At 48.3% G+C, this 17,464-nt stretch carries 15 protein-coding genes; 14 read left to right on the top strand and 1 reads right to left on the bottom strand.

Annotation, left to right across the window (positions count from 1 at the left end; all coding sequences use genetic code 11):
- Positions 1–107: 107 nt before the first annotated feature.
- The 8 genes from BP97_RS35940 to BP97_RS0111095 all read left to right on the top strand — a co-directional run bounded on the left by BP97_RS35940 (position 108) and on the right by BP97_RS0111095 (position 8,311).
- Complete coding sequence (locus tag BP97_RS35940; protein WP_081824060.1) at positions 108–404, top strand: VOC family protein; 297 nt, start codon at positions 108–110, stop codon at positions 402–404.
- Between the two features lie 41 nt (positions 405–445).
- Positions 446–1,414, top strand: a complete 969-nt coding sequence (locus tag BP97_RS0111065) for an aldo/keto reductase (protein WP_028549152.1) — start codon at positions 446–448, stop codon at positions 1,412–1,414.
- Positions 1,415–1,438: 24 nt separating this feature from the next.
- Complete coding sequence (locus BP97_RS0111070) at positions 1,439–3,454, top strand: GTP-binding protein (protein WP_036745743.1); 2,016 nt, start codon at positions 1,439–1,441, stop codon at positions 3,452–3,454.
- 53 nt (positions 3,455–3,507) lie between these two features.
- Positions 3,508–4,386, top strand: a complete 879-nt coding sequence (locus BP97_RS0111075; protein ID WP_028549154.1) for an aldo/keto reductase — start codon at positions 3,508–3,510, stop codon at positions 4,384–4,386.
- 428 nt (positions 4,387–4,814) lie between these two features.
- Positions 4,815–5,417, top strand: coding sequence for an FHA domain-containing protein (locus BP97_RS0111080; protein WP_269321907.1), 603 nt, complete (start codon positions 4,815–4,817; stop codon positions 5,415–5,417).
- 63 nt (positions 5,418–5,480) lie between these two features.
- Entirely contained in the window at positions 5,481–6,776 is a 1,296-nt protein-coding gene (murA, locus tag BP97_RS35945; protein WP_036745744.1) for a UDP-N-acetylglucosamine 1-carboxyvinyltransferase, read from the top strand.
- A gap of 36 nt (positions 6,777–6,812) precedes the next feature.
- Positions 6,813–7,631: an inositol monophosphatase family protein gene (locus BP97_RS0111090; protein ID WP_028549156.1), complete on the top strand. Its 819-nt coding sequence runs from the start codon at positions 6,813–6,815 to the stop codon at positions 7,629–7,631.
- A gap of 113 nt (positions 7,632–7,744) precedes the next feature.
- Positions 7,745–8,311 carry a hypothetical protein gene (locus BP97_RS0111095; protein WP_028549157.1) on the top strand — a complete coding sequence of 189 codons (567 nt, stop codon included), beginning with the start codon at positions 7,745–7,747 and terminating at the stop codon, positions 8,309–8,311.
- 81 nt (positions 8,312–8,392) lie between these two features.
- On the opposite strand, the gene BP97_RS0111100 is transcribed toward BP97_RS0111095, so the two are convergent.
- Positions 8,393–9,250, bottom strand: coding sequence for a helix-turn-helix transcriptional regulator (locus BP97_RS0111100; RefSeq protein ID WP_028549158.1), 858 nt, complete (start codon positions 9,248–9,250; stop codon positions 8,393–8,395).
- Between the two features lie 153 nt (positions 9,251–9,403).
- Here BP97_RS0111100 and BP97_RS35950 point away from each other — a divergent pair, with 153 nt between their 5' ends.
- From BP97_RS35950 to yidD, 6 genes are all read left to right on the top strand, one after another.
- Positions 9,404–10,792 carry a sulfatase family protein gene (locus tag BP97_RS35950; RefSeq protein ID WP_036745745.1) on the top strand — a complete coding sequence of 463 codons (1,389 nt, stop codon included), beginning with the start codon at positions 9,404–9,406 and terminating at the stop codon, positions 10,790–10,792.
- 66 nt (positions 10,793–10,858) lie between these two features.
- Positions 10,859–12,379 (top strand): sulfatase family protein, encoded by a 1,521-nt coding sequence (locus BP97_RS0111110; protein WP_028549159.1) that lies wholly within the window; start codon positions 10,859–10,861, stop codon positions 12,377–12,379.
- Positions 12,380–12,530: 151 nt separating this feature from the next.
- Positions 12,531–14,183 carry a DUF4091 domain-containing protein gene (locus BP97_RS0111115; RefSeq protein ID WP_028549160.1) on the top strand — a complete coding sequence of 551 codons (1,653 nt, stop codon included), beginning with the start codon at positions 12,531–12,533 and terminating at the stop codon, positions 14,181–14,183.
- Between the two features lie 31 nt (positions 14,184–14,214).
- Positions 14,215–15,591 carry a sulfatase family protein gene (locus tag BP97_RS0111120; protein WP_036745766.1) on the top strand — a complete coding sequence of 459 codons (1,377 nt, stop codon included), beginning with the start codon at positions 14,215–14,217 and terminating at the stop codon, positions 15,589–15,591.
- A 123-nt stretch (positions 15,592–15,714) separates the two neighbouring features.
- Complete coding sequence (locus BP97_RS0111125; protein WP_028549162.1) at positions 15,715–17,019, top strand: extracellular solute-binding protein; 1,305 nt, start codon at positions 15,715–15,717, stop codon at positions 17,017–17,019.
- Between the two features lie 159 nt (positions 17,020–17,178).
- A complete protein-coding gene (yidD, locus tag BP97_RS0111130; RefSeq protein ID WP_028549163.1) occupies positions 17,179–17,409 on the top strand; it encodes a membrane protein insertion efficiency factor YidD in 231 nt (76 codons plus the stop codon).
- Positions 17,410–17,464: the final 55 nt, after the last annotated feature.

The raw sequence follows: 17,464 nt of genomic DNA on the forward strand, positions 1-17,464 counted from the left end.
TTTCCTTATCTCAAAGCTATACGTCGTGAGCTTTTGCCCCTTTTTTGCCATAACGAAAAGCACCCCCTACAGTTTTCATCGGTTATTAACACCAGGGTGTTTTACCAATGTCCACTATAAGGGGTGCAGTTCAAGTCTGCGAGGGTCAGTTCCTCGAGTTGTTTTATGGAGGCTTGAACAAGCCTGAGCCGGTGCATCGTCCAATCGGCTTCAACCATCTTTGTCTGGAAGTCGACAATATACATGAGATTGCCAATCATCTAAAAAGCCACGGTATCCTGCTGGATGTAGAACCCAAGCAAGGAAAAGATACCAACTACCAGTGTTGGGCGAAGGATCCGGACGGTAACCGGATTGAATTTATGCAAATGATGCCTGGTTCCCCGCAATTGAATGTTCATTAATCCCAATAATCATGATCCTTTAAATCAGGAGGTTATATAAAATGGAATATCGTACACTAGGAAAAACAGGAATTCAAGTGTCCAGTCTTTGTTTTGGCACGATGTCGTTCGGAGGACCGGCCGATGAAGAAGAATCCAAAGCTATGTTTCGCCGATGCAGAGAAGCCGGCATTAATTTTTTCGATACAGCTAATGTGTATAACCGGGGCTTGTCGGAAGAGATCTTAGGGCGCTGCATTGCAGATTGCCGCGACGAGATCGTATTGACATCCAAGGTGAATTTCTCGATGGGACAAGATGTGAACGCCAAAGGCTTATCGCGCCGACACATCATGCTGGCCGTGGAGCAAAGCTTGAAACGGCTTGGAACCGATAGGCTTGATTTATATTTCGTCCATCATTTTGACTCGAAAACTCCGATGGAGGAAACGCTGCGTGCTCTGGACGACCTCCAACAGCAGGGGAAAATTGTGCACCCTGCGGTCAGCAATTGGGCAGCCTGGCAAATCGCTAAAGCACAGGGGATTTCGTCCAAAGAGGGTTTGGCTAGGTTCGAATGCATACAGCCCATGTACAACTTGGCGAAGCGTCAGGCGGAGGTTGAAATTTTGCCAATGGCGGCTTCAGAGCAAATTGGCGTTATTTCCTACAGCCCACTCGGAGGCGGATTGCTCACAGGAAAGTATGGAAAAGACCGTAAGCCTGCACAAGGCCGGCTGGTCGATCAAAGAAATTACACCGAGCGCTACAGTGAATCCGTATATTATGATATTGCCGAGAAGTTTACAGACTACGCTATGGAGCGTGACGTGCATCCTGCTTCATTGGCTGTCGCATGGGTTATGAGTCATCCTGCCATTACTGCTCCCATTATCGGAGCGCGTAATATCGAACAGCTGGAGCCATCGCTTGCAGCACTCGACATCGCTATGACGCCTGAATGGCGCGAGGAAATCTCTGCATTATCGATGACCCCACCTCCAGCTACCGACCGAAGTGAAGAAAGATGAGGTGAACGCTCGTAAAGCGACAACATGAACATACATAAAACAGCTTGTATTAGGAATGTCGGCATCGTCGCTCACGTCGACGCCGGTAAAACGACGACCACCGAGCATATGCTCTACGAAAGCGGCCGAATTCGCAGCTTGGGCCGGGTTGATGCCGGAACGGCAGTGACCGATTGGATGGACGTTGAACGGGAGCGGGGCATTTCGGTGCGTGCGGCAACAACGGTATTCCAGTGGAAGGATTGCACGATCAATTTAATTGATACGCCAGGCCACGTCGATTTTTCCTCAGAGGTTGAGCGTTCGCTTAGGGTACTAGATGGAGCTATCCTGATTGTTTCTGCTGTAGAGGGCGTTCAGGCGCATACGGAAACGTTGTGGAATGCACTTCGGACATTGCGAATACCGACGATGATTCTGATTAATAAAATGGATCGTGTCGGTGCGGATGCGCAGCGCGTCCTAGATGAATTGAAGAAATATTTGTCACCGGATGTAATCCCCATTCAGCAGTATAACGGAATGGAGGAAGCTTTTCTCGGAGTGAAGGGACTGTGGGAGCGGCAGGAGAGTGGCACGGTTCACAGAACTGCCGATCTACAGGAGCTTTACGATGGAGTACTTGAGCGATTAGCAGAGCATGATGAGTCGCTGCTTGATGCCTATATTAGCGGTAATACAGTGCCGGATTCGGTATTGGTTGAGCGATTGTTTGAGCTTACCCGTCAAGCGGATGCTTATCCCGTATTATTCGGCGCGGCGAGCAAAGGAATAGGCATACAAGAGCTGATGAATGCGATAGTTGAGTATATGCCTGCCCCCTTGGGGAAATCGGAGGACCCTTTATCCGGAGTTGTGTTCAGGCTGGAACGCGACAAGGTCATGGGAAAAATCGCTATGGTGCGCCTTTATGGTGGGCGTATTCAGAATCGTGACGTCATCCACAACACCACATTGGAGCTGGATGAGAAAGTTACGCAAATCCGCAAAGTACATGCAGGCCACCACGAGGACGTAGGGGTGCTCGAAGCGGGAGACATTGCGGGAGTATGCGGATTAGGTCGTGTGCGAATCGGGGATGTCATCGGCAGCGCTGATGCCGTTCCTCCGGCCCACAGGCTGACGCTGCCTTTACTGACTGTACAGGTGAGTCCAGTTCAAACGGCGGATTACCCTCAGCTCGTTGCCGCACTGCAGGAGCTTTCCGATGAGGACCCGCTGCTAGATTTACAATGGCATCAGGAAGAGCGGGAGCTGCATATGAAGATCATGGGTCCTATTCAGCTGGAAGTTTTGACCCATGTGCTGCAATCCCGTTTTGGTCTGCAGGCTGAGTTCGGGCAGCCGACCATCATTTACAAGGAAACGCCTTCCCGCTCCGGGTTCGGTTTTGTCGCTTATACGATGCCCAAGCCATGTTGGGCCATACTGAAGTTTCACATAGAGCCCGGCCCAAGAGGAAGCGGTCTGACTTACCACTCAATCGTCAAACCGGAAAAGCTGCTGCCGGGCTACCAGAATGAAGTGGCCCGTAGGGTTCCCGAGGCGCTTCAGCAGGGACTCCGCGGATGGGAGGTCACAGATTTAAAGGTGACGCTTGTTGAGGGGGAACACCACGTATGGCATACGCATCCTCTGGATTTCGTATTGGCAACACCGATGGGGATCATGGACGGATTGGTGAATACGGAGACTACGCTTTTGGAACCCTACTTGCATTTTCGAATCACTGCTCCAGAAGAAGCTAATGGTAAAATTATGCATGAACTGATTCTGATGCGCGCGGTATTCGACTACCCGGTTATTGCGGGCGAGCGGTTTACGGTAGAAGGAACGATACCCGCGGCGACTTCTCTCGAGTTTCCTGTGAAGCTGAGTACATTAACAGGGGGTAGAGGGACTTTCACGACCCGCTTTGACGGGTATAGAGAGTGTCCGCCTGGAGTAGACATAATGAGAGCGAGAAGAGGGATAAATCCTCTTGATACTTCGAAATATATTCTCAGCATGCGAAATGCGTTAGGATCTCAACGGTCTTAGGAAACACACAGAAGACGAGATTTATCTACCATTACAAAAGGAGGCTCTCAGTTATGCTAACACGTCAAGTTGGACGTCTAGGTCACCAGAGCTCGGTTGTTATGTTTGGAGCTGCTAGCTTGGGCAGCGTGAAGCAGGAGGAAGCAGACGAATCCATCGCGTTCGCTTTGCAGCACGGGGTTAATCACTTTGATACGGCGGCGAGCTACGGTGAAGCTGAGCTTCGTATGGGTCCGTGGATGCCGAAGGTCCGCAGCGATATTTTTCTGGCGACCAAAACCGGAGAGAGAACGAAGGAACAGGCGAAGGCTCAAATCTACCGTTCCCTAGAGCGGCTTCAGACCGATCATATCGATCTTCTGCAGCTTCATGCGGTAGGAACGCTGGAGGAGCTGGATAAGTGTACAGCTAAAGGAGGAGCCTTGGAAGCGGTTCTAGAAGCGAAAGCTGAAGGTATTGTGAAAGCCATCGGGATTACAGGACATGGACACTTAGCTCCTGCTACCCACTTGGAAGCACTGCGGCGGTTTCCGTTCGATACAATGTTACTGCCGCTGAATTATTACTTGTACTCTCTCCCAGACTACCGTACGGCATTCGACGCGCTGATGGAGGAAGCGGGTAAGCAGGATACTGCCGTTAGAGTGATTAAAGCGATTGCCAAAGGACCATGGGGAGAGCAGCAGGAACGTACTTACGCAACTTGGTATGAACCGTTCGATCGTCAGGACGTTATCGACGCCTGTGTTCATTTTGTACTGTCATTCCAAGGCATTGCCGGATTCGCAAGCGCTGGGGACATTCATTTGTTTCCCAAAATTGTCGACGCGGTGGAGCGTTATGGTTCCATGAGTAATGACGAGGCAACACGCATATTGAGTGCGATAAGCGGCTACAGCTCTCCGTTCGGAGCCTCGACCTCTATTGCTTAATGGTCTCATGCTTCGAGATGTTCTCCATATAAGCACCGGAAGGAATTTCTGACGCTCAACTGATCTTCACTCATCATGCCTCCGATTTCCGCATTCAGCGGGGATTCGGGGGCTATTGTTTTTGTTGGCAGACATAACTAGCATCAGTGAAGCGTAAGGGATTTGTCAGTAAACGAGCATTACCATATGAAACTAAAATAGGGTAAAATAAGATAGTACGCATGGATACGCCAGCTAGGCTACTTTTTTTATGAAGATATTGTAAAATCATGGGAATATAATAAAATGAATTTAGCAACTTTAATTAACTACTAGATTAACAGCATAAATCGGAGGGAATCCAGCTGGACACTTACGCTTGTCTATATATAATCCGGGGGGAACCTCATCGAGCGGGGACCTGTATTAATTTAAGTACGGATGAATGGATTGTTGGACGATCGTCCAATGACGAGGTACCGGACCTTGCATTTTCCAATGCATTCATCTCACGGAAACATTTGATGATTCGAAAAGAAGGGGAAAAAGCAGTTCTATATGACATGGGCAGCATGCACGGGACGGAGCTAAACGGGACACGTATCGAACCTCATACTCCACACCCTTTACAAGCTTTCGATATTATTAAGCTCGCCAAAGGAATGGTTGTCATCCATTTCTCGTATTTATTCGCCGATCAGACGCTGGAGTTCGAGCCTATCAGCTATACGCAGCAGTTTAATTTCCAAGAGCTTGGCTTTTCGATTAACTGGGAGAAGCGGGAATGCACGGTAGAAGGACAGCGCATTGTGATGTCGGAGAAGGAATATGGCCTTATCAAACTGCTTTATGATCAAGCTAACCAGCTCGTGCCGTTCGATGAGATTAAGAAAACGGTATGGCCAGAAAGAACGTCGGGTGCCGATGGCGTTCCAGATGTTAGTATGGATGAACTGAATGCTTTAATCTATCGGATCCGTAAAAAGTACGGAAAAGATACATTTACGATCAGCGCTGTCCGCGGAAGCGGATATGTTTTAGAGAAAGACTGATTCACCCTTTAGAAGAATGAACTGGGAATCCAAAAGTATCGTATGAGGAAAGAAGGAACGACTGTGAGATATATTCAAGTACAAACGTCCGGGCCGCTTCATGGATCGGTAACGATTCAAGGCTCCAAGAACAGCTCTCAAGCGCTGCTCGCCGCAACCTGTCTGGCGGATGCCGCAGTCGTACTCGAGGGGATACCCAATAACAACGATTTTAAAACGATCCGTCAAATCGGCAAAGATATCGGACTTAAAATAGAACGTCAAGCTTCAGGGGAGATGCATATCGATCCTCGGTATATCCACAGTGCTTCCATTGATCCAGGCAAGTCTTCCGCCTATCGGGCTTCGTATTACTTTGTTGGTGCGCTTCTGGCCAAATTCGGCAAAGTGACTGTCGGTTTTCCAGGTGGGGATAACTTTGTATCCCGTCCGATAGACCAGCATCTCAAAGGATTACGGGCGTTAGGCGCTCAAATAACGACTTATAACGATTATTACGTTGTAGAAGCTAAGGAGCTTCATGGAGCGGATATTTACTTCGATATGATTACGTCTGGGGCTACCATCAACTGTATGCTGGCTGCTGTTCGGGCTAAGGGGCGCACACGTTTGTTCAATGCGGCTTTGGACCCGGAAGTAGTGGACACCGCCAATTTCCTGAACCAGCTTGGAGCCAAAATTGTTGGAGCCGGGACCGAGCAAATTCGTATAGAGGGAGTACCTTATCTTGGCGGAGGAAAGTATTCGGTCATTCCAGACCGGTTGATCGCAGGATCTTTCCTGATGGCTGCGGGGATGCAAGGCGGCAGCGTTACAGTGAACAATGTTATCCCAGAGCATATGGGATCATGTATCTCGAAGCTTAAGGAAATCGGATTGGAGATCGAAATCGGGGACCAGAGCGTAACGGCCCATTCTTATGGAAGGCTGCACGCTACACGCGTGAGAACCGGCATGTATCCTGCTTTTGCTACCGATCTTCAGCAGCCTTTGACTGCGCTGCTTACGCAAGCTTCAGGAAAGAGCATTGTGACGGAAAAAATCTTCACCCAAAGATTTAACCACATTATGCAGCTGAAAAGAATGGGTGCCGATGTGACGATCCGTAAGGAAAGCGCCTATATCAAGGGCGGAGTTCCTTTGAAAGGCGACTGGGTGCATGCGACAGATGTACGTGCAGGAACCTGCCTCATTCTAGCTGGACTTGCTGCTGAAGGCAGCACGAAGATTACCGGTATCGAGCATATTGAGCGGGGCTATGAGGATGCTATCGGACTGTTCAGCTCCTTGGGCGCACGAATTTCATGGGAAGAGTTATCCGATCACACGGACACCACATTGGGATGGGGACGAATGTAAGCAGCAATCACTATAAATCTAGGGAGGATGTTGCTGATGGATCCTATATTAACGCTCGCCGAGGAGATTGCGGTACAGGCCGCCAAAGCGGCGGGAGCCGTTGCGAGAAACCTGTTTCAACAAGGCTTCAAGGTCGAAGAGAAGGATGAGAGCGGAGATTTGCTGACGGAAGCGGATTTGTTGGCCGAGCAAATCATTATACATAGCATCAGAACGATTTTTCCTGATCATCAAATTCGCAGCGAAGAGTCGGGAGTGTCCGGGAACGAAGGGGATTGGCTGTGGATGGTGGATCCGCTGGACGGAACGAACAATTTTGCTATTGGGCTGCCTTTGTTTGGAGTATCTATTACATTGGTTTATCAGAATCAACCTGTCTTGGGTGTTATTTATGACACGATGCAGGACAAGGTCTATGTTGCAAAACACGAATTAGGAGCTACTTGCAATGAAGAGGAGCTTCGAATGCCGTGGAAACCGGAGTCGAAACGACTGACAGTCGGCTGGATTCAGGGCCATGCAGTGCAGCAGGATGTACATGCTCTTCGTTTGAGAAAGCATATTGAAGCGAATACGAAGCGGATGCTTCGACTCTGGGCCCCAACACTTCAGTGGGTAATGCTTGCCCGCGGTCAAATCGACGGAATCGTTCTTTACAATTCGGAAGGTGATGATCTATATTCCGGACTCCTGCTAGTACGGGAAGCCGGAGGGCTTGTAATGGACTTTGACGGCCGACCTTTTGATGGCATGAATGCAGAGCCATATATTATCGCCTGTCCCCCGGAACGAAAAGAAGTGATGCTGCGATTGGTGCAGGAAGGCATGCTTTCAGCTGCAGGCAGCTTTAATTAATTTATTTAACGGCTTTTTTTCACTCTTGCCTTCATAAATATGTCATAATTTATCGTTACAATGTCCCTATCACCTGGAATATCTAATATGAAATCAGGCGGAGGGAAAAACAAATGTTCATGAAAAAAATAGCTGCTATCAGTATTGCAGGAAGTTTGCTGTTAAGCTGTGGCATTGCCAGTGCAGCAGATCAATCGGGTACTGAAGCTGTTAGCCCAAGTGCAGACAGCATCCAGAAGGGTGATCATGCCAAGAAAAAGCTTACTGCAGAAGAACGTAAGCAGAAAGTGCTGGAAGCGGCAAACAAGCTAGGCATCAACACGGAAGGCAAGACGGATAAGGAGCTGCGGGAGCTTGTAAGGCAGCAATTGGAAGAGGCTGCCAAGCAAAAGCAAGCGGATAAGCTGAAGAAGCTTCAGGATGAAACCGTCAAGCTGGGGATCGAGCTGGGACAAAAATCGGCGAAGGAGCTATCGACCGAAGTCCGCGAGAAGCAAAAGCAAATCCACGAGCAAAAAAAGCAAGCTCTCCTTCAAAAGCTTCAGGATGAAGCCGTTAAGCTGGGGGTCGATCCGGCGGATAAAACAGCGAAAGAGCTCGGGCAGGCTATTAAAGCAAAGCATAAGGAGCTTGCTGCTCAAAAGCACAACGGCAAGAAAAAGAAAGCAGCCGAACAATAACCGGTTGCAGAATACATAGAGAAACGGCAGCGCTTGAGAGAGCGCTGCCGTTTTGTTGTTTAAACCAGTGACGCCAGTCGACTACATCCTTTTCACAATGCGATAGTGGCTTGGCGGAGAGCCGAAGTACAAGCTGAATGAGCGGGAAAACGAGGCCGCATCAGAATAATGCAGTGTGAACGCAATCTCTGCGACAGTGAGCGATGTTTCTTTTAGCAGCTGCATTGCTTTATTCATGCGAAGCTTTATTAAATATTTAATAGGTGTCAAACCTAGATGCTCGGTAAACACTTTGGAGAAATAGGATCGATGAATTCCGACATGTTCAGCGATATGATGAACGTCAATGGGCTCGCAATAATGCGTGTTCATATAATCAAGGCTTTTTTGAATCCATTCTTTCTGGCTGTCTCTTTGTGGTTCCGCTGTCGTGTCCGTTTGACGTTGCATAAGATCGAATAATTGATACAGCAGACTAAGGAACAAGAAACGCGTGCGCCCCGGTTGAAGAGCACCCACAGACCAGAAATGCTGCAGCGTCAATTCGACCTCTGTAGAAATAACCCCTTTTACATAGGGCTTGCTGGGCAGGATTCCCACTAAGGAAAGCAATATCGGAGCTTGTTCTCCGTGGATACCGATCCAGGTCATTTCGAGAACGACATCCAGATCGGCCGGACGGTATTTGTAGGAAAGGTCGGGAAATAAGCAAAACATATCCCCTTTGTTCAGCAGCACCGTCGTATCCTCATATTGAAAACGCACAGTCCCCGACCTGACAAAATGCATGCTGTAATGCCCTATGGCACGCGGACCTGCGTTATAGTTCGGCTTCGCTTTATTGCGTCCAGACCGAACTAACCATAGCCCCAAGGACTTATCTGTCTCGTCTGGAGTAAAGTACATCGTGTCCGCATATTCCTGAGCGAATTCCTGCATTCTTATCCCTACTTTTGCTGTTTCTTTTCAGTATACTCACTACCTGACAAAATGCAAAGTCTTTAGGACATTATGCAATTGTCCCATACCCGGGATGACGATATATTGATGCTAGGACTGAAACCATAACGTACATGAGAGGATTTTCTGCCAATGACTCGCACGAATGTCTTATTTATTCTATCAGATGACCAAGGAGCTTGGGCTATGGGGTGCGCGGGCAACGACGAGATCCGTACGCCGAACCTGGATCGGCTCGCGGCTGCGGGCATCCGCTTTGACAATTTTTTCTGCACATCACCTGTTTGCTCTCCGGCAAGAGCGACCTTGCTAACGGGACGCATTCCGTCACAGCATGGTGTGCACGACTGGATTAAAGAAGGCAGCATGGGGGAGAAGGCACTAGCCTATCTTGAAGGTCAGACAGCATACACGGATATTTTAGCTGAAGCAGGCTACTATTGCGGGATAAGCGGTAAGTGGCACTTAGGCGATAGCATGACACCGCAGCACGGTTTTTCCCACTGGTTTGTTCATCAATCCGGTGGGAGCCCTTACTACGATGCGCCTATGATTCGAGATGGTAAGCCTGGTAAAGAACCCGGGTATGTAACGGATGTCATTACAGAAGATGCCTTGCAGTTCTTGGATGGGCAGACAGGAGAACAACCATTTTATTTGAGTGTTCACTATACGGCACCGCATAGTCCGTGGATTAATAACCACCCGGAGGAGATTGTGGCGCTCTATGATGATTGCAAGTTCGAATCTTGTCCTCAAGAACCCGAGCATCCATGGACGATACCTGACGCACCGTGGGGCAACGATTGGAAGGCTAATTTGAAAGGGTATTTCGCCGCTGTCACTGCGATGGATATTCAGATCGGACGCTTGATCGATAAGTTAGAAGCAAAGGGCTTGAGGGAAAATACGTTAATCGTATTTATGGGTGATAACGGATTTAACTGTGGTCATCACGGTTTTTGGGGCAAAGGAAATGGCACATTTCCACAAAATATGTATGACACCTCCGTGAAAGTTCCAGCTCTTTTCAGCCAACCAGGAACAGTTCCACAAGGTGAGGTCTGCTCTTCCATGCTGAGCGGATATGATTTTATGCCGACCTTATTGGAATATCTTGAGGTGAGTAATTCAACTGCGGCTTCGGATCATATCAAACTGCCCGGACAAAGCTTTGCTCCCCTGCTCCTAGGTAAGCCAGTAGAGGAACGCGAGCATATATTCGTATTCGATGAATACGGTCCAGTACGCATGATCCGAAGCAACGAATGGAAATACATTCATCGTTATCCGTATGGACCTCACGAGCTGTATGACCTAAGGAATGACCCTGACGAACGTAATAATCTGATGCTTGCCGGAGAGGATCACGAACATGCGGTTCATCTGAAGGCAGAGCTTGACGAATGGTTCGTACGCTATGTAAACCCAGAGTTGGATGGCGTTCGCGAACCTGTAACAGGGGGAGGACAGCTAACGCTGGCGGGTACTGCTAGCAAAGGCAAGAAAGCATTTTCCTAGAACCCTGTCAAAAACGATCGTATTGCGAGATGCCACAAGACAACAAGCATCGGAGGTAGCGGCAGCATGAACCATAAAAAACCGAACATCCTTTTAATTACAAGTGATCAGCAGCATTGGAATACGATTGGCGCCTTTAACAAGGAGCTCCATACACCGAATTTGGACCGGCTTGTTCGTGAAGGGACTACATTTGACAGAGCCTACTGCCCTAACCCGACGTGTACTCCAACAAGAGCATCTATTGTCACCGGGATGTATCCTAGTCAGCATGGGGCATGGACTTTGGGCACCAAGCTGTTGGAAGACAGGGAAACCGTAGGTGAATTGCTAAGCAGCGGCGCTGGCTATAAGACGGCATTGATTGGTAAAGCGCACTTTCAGCCCATCGGCTCGACCGAGCAGTACTCCTCTCTGGAAGGCAGGGAGAAGCTGCATGATTTTGAATTCTGGAAATCATTCACTGGTCCATATTATGGCTTTGAACGAGCCGAAATGCTTAGAAACCATACGAACGAATGGCTGGTGGGACAGCATTACGCCTTATGGATGGAGGAAAAGGGCTGCAAGAATTGGCGTGATTATTTCACCCCACCTATCGGGACGATGGATGCGAATGAACAGTTTAGCTGGCCGATTCCAGAGAAATACCATTATAATACTTGGATTGCAGAAAGAACGAACGATCTTCTGGAGCAGTATCAGCAAGCAGACGATGCATTCTTTTTGTGGGCCAGCTTTCCGGACCCTCATCCTCCGTACTTGGTTCCTGAACCATGGGCGAGCATGTATGAACCGAAGAAGCTTACGATTCCTAGCTTGATACCTGGCGAGCATGATAGCAATCCGCCTCATTTCGGTAAGACGCAAGAGCCCGAGCCGGACTTTTCAGACTATAAGGAAACGGGCTTTGGCATTCACGGGTATCATTCCCACGTCAAACTCACAGAAGAAGAGCATAAGAAATCGGTGGCTGTCTATTATGGAATGATCAGCTTTATGGATAAGTATATAGGCTCTATCCTGGACAAATTGGAGGAGCTCGGGCTGAAAGAAGACACCATCGTCATTTTTACGACCGATCACGGTCATTTCTTCGGCCATCACGGGCTGCAAGCCAAGGGGGGATTTCATTACGAGGATTTGATCCGGGTTCCGTTCATCGTCAGGTATCCGGGCGAGGTTCCCGCAGGCAAGGTGTCCGACTCAATGCAGTCCTTGGTGGATTTGGCTCCAACATTTCTTTCCTATGCAGGTGTGACAGTGCCTCCGACTATGACCGGGGTGAATCAGACTCAGGTTTGGAAAGATCCGCAAAGTAAAGCAAGAGATCATATCATTTGTGAATTTCATCATGAACCGAACACGATTCACCAGAAAACGTATGTAGATTCTAGGTATAAAATAACCGTGTACTATAACCAGACCTATGGCGAATTATTTGATCTGGAAGAGGACCCGGGAGAACTCAGAAATCTGTGGCATGAAGAAAGGTACAAGGAGCTTAAGCTGGAGCTCTTAATGAAATATATTTGGGCGGAGCTGGGCAAAGAACCGATGCCTATGCCGAGGGTTTCCCACGCGTAGAAGGCTTCTGGGGCCTATGTGCAAATTTGGCATATGCCGTAAAAAATGACTTATATACAAGTGGAATTCAAATTTATTAATCTGGCAGTAAGCCGACTGGACGTTATTAGGGAAGGTCGGCGCTCGCCGGGTACTATGGGAGGTAAGTCCATTGACAATCGTATTGAACACCCAAGTGTTAAGTTCATTATCCAAGGTGTTTGCAGATGAAGCTCTAACAGAGCCCCTGCTGAAAAAAGCAAGCGCATTCATGAACGAGACGTTCTCCTTTCAAGTGGCCCTTCACTCACCCATGCTTCTCAAGTCCGTTCAAGTAAAAGTACGCGGAGAGCTTGCTGGAGTTACAACTGTAAGAACGGTCGGGCTTGTACCTTCTGAGCTACCCTGGATGCATGATGCCGATTTGCATGTACTTCGCACCACGCCGGGACTTTACCCGGACCCGCTGTATACGGTGGATGAGCAAGAGGGGCTTACTTTATTTCCCGAACAATGGAGAGCCTTGTGGTTCACGGTTGCATTAGACAGAACGGTGAAGCCTGGGGAGTACGACATCGAGGTTGCTTTCGAAAATGCGCAGGGCGTAGAGCTCAACTCCGAGAAACTGAAGCTTGAAGTTATTGCGGCTGAGCTACCTGAGCAAAAGCTCATCCACACCGAATGGTTCCATACGGATTGCCTGGCTGTACATTATGGGGTAGAAGTATTCTCGGAGCGCCATTGGGAGCTGATCGATAAGTATGTCCATACGGCGGTTCGGCATGGTATCAACATGATTTTGACTCCAATCTTCACTCCACCGCTAGATACGGCTGTCGGTGCTGAGAGGCCTACAGTTCAACTCGTCGATGTGCAGAAATCGGGGGATACGTACGAGTTCGCTTTCGATAAGCTGAAACGTTGGGTTGATCTTTGTACGGAGCGGGGAATCCGTTACTTCGAGTTCTCGCATTTATTCACTCAGTGGGGTGCCAAGCATGCGCCCAAAATCATGGCTGTAGAAAATGGGGAGTACACGAAGATTTTCGGTTGGGAAACGGATGCCAATAGTGATGAATATCGCAGCTTCCTAACGCAGTTTTTGCAAAAGCTTGTTAGCTTTATTCAAACGAACGAATTAGAAGAAAGAAGCTATTTCCATAATTCCGATGAACCAAGAATGGAAGACATGGAGCAGTACAAGCGAATCAGTGAATTTACGAAACAGCATTTGGGTGATTATCCAATTATCGATGCCTTATCAGATTATGCCTTTTATGAGAAGGGCGTTGTAGAGAGACCGATCCCGGCGAACAATCATATCGAACCGTTCATCGAGAACGGGGTTAAGCCTTTGTGGACCTATTATTGCGTCTCGCAAAGAAAGCTCGTTTCCAATCGTTTTTTCAATATGCCGTCAGCCAGAAACAGGATTATTGGCATGCAGCTGTATAAATTTGGGGCGGAAGGGTTCTTGCATTGGGGCTATAATTTCTGGTTCTCCCAATATTCCAAGAAACCGATCAACCCATTCCTGAATACGGACGCCAATCATTCGTTCCCTTCGGGGGATGCCTTTCTTGTGTACCCAGGCCCAGACGGACCTATCGAATCAATCCGAATGGAAGTTTTTTATGAAGCATTGCAGGATTTACGCGCTCTTCAGCTGTTGGAAACCTTCTTAGGCAAAGAGCAAGTTGTTGCTCTGCTGGAAGAGGGGTTGGAGCAGCCGCTAACATTTAATGAGTATCCCCGGTCTGCGGAATGGCTGTTAGCCAAGAGAGAGCAGATTAATCAAAATATTCAGCAGTATGTATCAAAGTAAAACCATCATGAAGCCGCTGGGAGAAGATAAAATGAGTCGTAAGAAACCAAACCTGCTGTTTGTTTTCCCAGATCAATGGCGAAGACAGGCCGTCGGTTACCGAAAAGAAGATGAAGTGATCACTCCGCATATCGACCGCTTTGCACAGGAGAGTCTGATTATGAATAATGCGATCAGCTGCTTTCCGCTGTGCTCACCTAACCGCTCGGTTATGCTGACGGGAAGATACCCGCTATCGACGGGTGTTACTACGAATTGCAAGCTGGGACTTCCTGTGAAAATGAACGATGATGAGCTAACGATAGGTAACATTTTGAAGAAGGAAGGGTATCAAACCGGCTACATCGGAAAATGGCATCTTGATTTGCCGGAGCAGTCAGCGGTGGAGGAGCCAGAGTCAGGCGCTAGACACTGGGATGCCTACATACCTTCTGGTCCAAGAAGATTCGGATTCGATTTCTGGTATTCGTATAATGCCTACGATCAGCACTTAAGACCGCATTATTGGCGGGATACGCCACAAATGATCGAGCCTAACGAATGGTCGACCAAGCATGAGACGGACGTTGCTATCGAGTTCATCCGCAACCGGAACCAAGAGCAGCCGTTTTGCTTATATGTGTCTTGGAATCCACCTCACCAGCCTTTCGAGCAGGTTCCGGATACATACAAACAGATGTATGCCGATAAGCCTGTTAGCTACCGTCCGAATGTCCAGGGAAAAGGGCTCGCGCAGGCAGAACAGCATCTTCGTAACTATTACGCTGCGGTGTCGGCAACGGATGATCAGTTCGCTCGCTTGCTTCAAGCTCTGGAGGATGAGGGGCTGTCCGACGATACGATTGTCGTGCTTACTTCGGATCACGGTGAGATGATGGGCTCCCATGGCTGGCTGGAGCATAAAAACATTTGGTATGAAGAATCCATCGGCGTTCCTTGCTTCATACGATATCCAGGCCATGTTGCCACAGGCACCGAAGAATGTCTGTTCAACAGCTCAGACCTTGTTCCTACGCTGCTAGGCTTAATGGACATCCCGGCCCCGGCACAGGTTCAAGGAAGCAACCTTTCGTCTCTTCTTCGCGGAGAGGGTGGGGATCGTCCTTCATCCACCTTCATCTGTCATTATCCTGGAGCTATTGGAGAGCACGAACAAGCGCGTGCGCAGGGTCTGGACATTAACGCTTATGGCTGGCGTGGAGTTCGCACGAATCGATACACCTACGTAGCCAAACGTAATTTTGGAGATGAAACGGTCGTAAGAATGTGCTATGACAACGAGAATGACCCGTATCAAATGAATCCAGTTAAGTTGGAAAGCGCCCCGCTGGAAGGACCTGAGGTTGAGTTAGAGCAGGAATTGAAAGCTTGGCTGGAGCAGCTGCGAGATCCTTTTAGCTTGGAGTAGTAAAATCGATTGGGTTAGAGAAAATTTTGATTATAAGCTAGGACTATTGCTGGAGGGCTGATGACAGTCCTTCAGCAAATCCCTCAGCTATACATAGTCGATAAAAATTAGGGGGATTACACAATGAAAAGAAAACGCTTTCAAAAAATGGGAACAGCATCACTTGCCGCAGCGCTCTTAGCTACTTTTGTAACCGCTTGCAACTCTGGGGCAGACAGTACAGCAACGACTCCTAAAGAAACTCCGACGGTGAAGGACAGCAAGAAGCCAGTTGAGCTGGTCGTCTATAATGCTTCGAATTCCACGGCTACCGCGGAAGCTTTTATGGATAGCGATATCGGCAAAGAAATTAAGGCCAAATTTCCGCAGGTGACCATCAAGTTCATTGCTACGGGCAAAGGTACGACGCCTAACGAGCTAATCGTTTCCGGGCAAGCGGTGGATTTGGTTCTATGCTCGGTGTTTTCGTTTCCGTCTCTTGCTGACACCCAGCTGTTGTTCGACATGAGTGAGTTAATAAAGAAAAATCGTTATGATCTTAATCGTCTAGGGCCTAATACGGTTGAGTTTCAAAAGCAGTTCGGCGGGGGAATCTACGGCTTCCCTGTAGCGAGTGCTCCCACAGCCCTTTTCTACAATAAAGACATCTTTGATAAATTCGGGGTTCCTTATCCAAAGGACGGGATGACCTGGGACGAAACCTATGAATTAGCCAAAAAGATGACGCGAACCGATGCCGGGACGACTTATTACGGCTTTGCGACCCGCTATCCATTTATGTATAACACCAATCAGTTATCGCTTTCATACTATAACCCTACAACGCAAAACGTTCAGGTTACGGATGATAAGTTTAAGCTGTTTATGGAAAACTTTACGCGGTTCAGTCAAATTCCAGGTAATGACAAAGCGAATACGGATATGTTCGGCAAAGATAAGAACGTCGCGATGATGGCTTATCAGATTGGACGCTGGGATTTCGATAGCTGGGATATGGTGAGCATGCCTACTTTCAAAGAAGCGCCGGGTATCGGACCGCAGGATTACGCTACATATATGAATATTTCCAGCACTAGTAAAAATAAAGACCTCGCGTTTGAAATTTTGACGGCGCTGACGTCCGATGAGTACCAAATGAAAATTTCTAAGGCCGGTACTCTGCCGGTTGTTACGACTCCTGAGGTTATCAAGGCTTTCGGCCAGTCCGCAGATGGGTCTAACGGAAGAAACTTTAAAGGGAAAAATGTCAGTGCCTTCTTCGCAAAAGAAAGAGCAAAGCCGTCCTTCGTGACCAAATATGACGATATCGTTGCCAAACGGATGACCACGGCTTTCAATGCTATTGTAGCAGGAGAGAAAGACTCAATAAGCGCTTTGCGTGAAGCGCAGGAGGGTGCTACGAAAGATATTGCATCCGTTAAAAAGTAAAAGGTTCAGATTCATGCTCGTTAGGAGTTACCTTGACTCTAGGTAATTGATCAGGCATGATACTGTTAAACGGCTTGCTGACGTTCGGAAGGACGGTCCCGCTTCAGGACTTATCTTCATAGGACGAGCATAGGCTGCTGACAGTCAGGAGGCGCATCAATGAAAAAACTGCTGCAGGGCGGGGTCAAATTTTATCGAAAATTCATTTCGCCGCTGAAGCCGCCGACATGCCGATTTTATCCTTCTTGCTCCCAATATGCGCTGGATGCGCTGGAAATACACGGTCCCGCCAAAGGAACCTGGTTAGCTGTGAAAAGAATATGTAAGTGCCATCCGTTTCATCCTGGGGGGATTGATTATGTTCCTCCAGCGACGGAAAAGCAAAAATAAATGAAATTAGAAAGGGTGCCGAATCGGGTTGTTAGACACCGCAGGCTCCCTCACT

This window comes from Paenibacillus sp. UNC451MF, from assembly GCF_000686845.1.
Taxonomy (GTDB): domain Bacteria; phylum Bacillota; class Bacilli; order Paenibacillales; family NBRC-103111; genus Paenibacillus_S.

What these genes read in the sequence shown, in the direction of transcription:
- BP97_RS0111095 (WP_028549157.1), top strand. Translation starts at nt 7,745, where the DNA reads ATGTTCATGAAAAAAATAGCTGCTATCAGTATTGCAGGAAGTTTGCTG.
- BP97_RS0111075 (WP_028549154.1), top strand. Translation starts at nt 3,508, where the DNA reads ATGCTAACACGTCAAGTTGGACGTCTAGGTCACCAGAGCTCGGTTGTT.
- BP97_RS0111110 (WP_028549159.1), top strand. Translation starts at nt 10,859, where the DNA reads ATGAACCATAAAAAACCGAACATCCTTTTAATTACAAGTGATCAGCAG.
- BP97_RS0111120 (WP_036745766.1), top strand. Translation starts at nt 14,215, where the DNA reads ATGAGTCGTAAGAAACCAAACCTGCTGTTTGTTTTCCCAGATCAATGG.
- yidD (WP_028549163.1), top strand. Translation starts at nt 17,179, where the DNA reads ATGAAAAAACTGCTGCAGGGCGGGGTCAAATTTTATCGAAAATTCATT.
- BP97_RS0111125 (WP_028549162.1), top strand. Translation starts at nt 15,715, where the DNA reads ATGAAAAGAAAACGCTTTCAAAAAATGGGAACAGCATCACTTGCCGCA.
- BP97_RS0111065 (WP_028549152.1), top strand. Translation starts at nt 446, where the DNA reads ATGGAATATCGTACACTAGGAAAAACAGGAATTCAAGTGTCCAGTCTT.
- BP97_RS35950 (WP_036745745.1), top strand. Translation starts at nt 9,404, where the DNA reads ATGACTCGCACGAATGTCTTATTTATTCTATCAGATGACCAAGGAGCT.
- BP97_RS0111070 (WP_036745743.1), top strand. Translation starts at nt 1,439, where the DNA reads ATGAACATACATAAAACAGCTTGTATTAGGAATGTCGGCATCGTCGCT.
- BP97_RS35940 (WP_081824060.1), top strand. Translation starts at nt 108, where the DNA reads ATGTCCACTATAAGGGGTGCAGTTCAAGTCTGCGAGGGTCAGTTCCTC.
- BP97_RS0111090 (WP_028549156.1), top strand. Translation starts at nt 6,813, where the DNA reads ATGGATCCTATATTAACGCTCGCCGAGGAGATTGCGGTACAGGCCGCC.
- BP97_RS0111100 (WP_028549158.1), bottom strand. Translation starts at nt 9,250, where the DNA reads ATGCAGGAATTCGCTCAGGAATATGCGGACACGATGTACTTTACTCCA.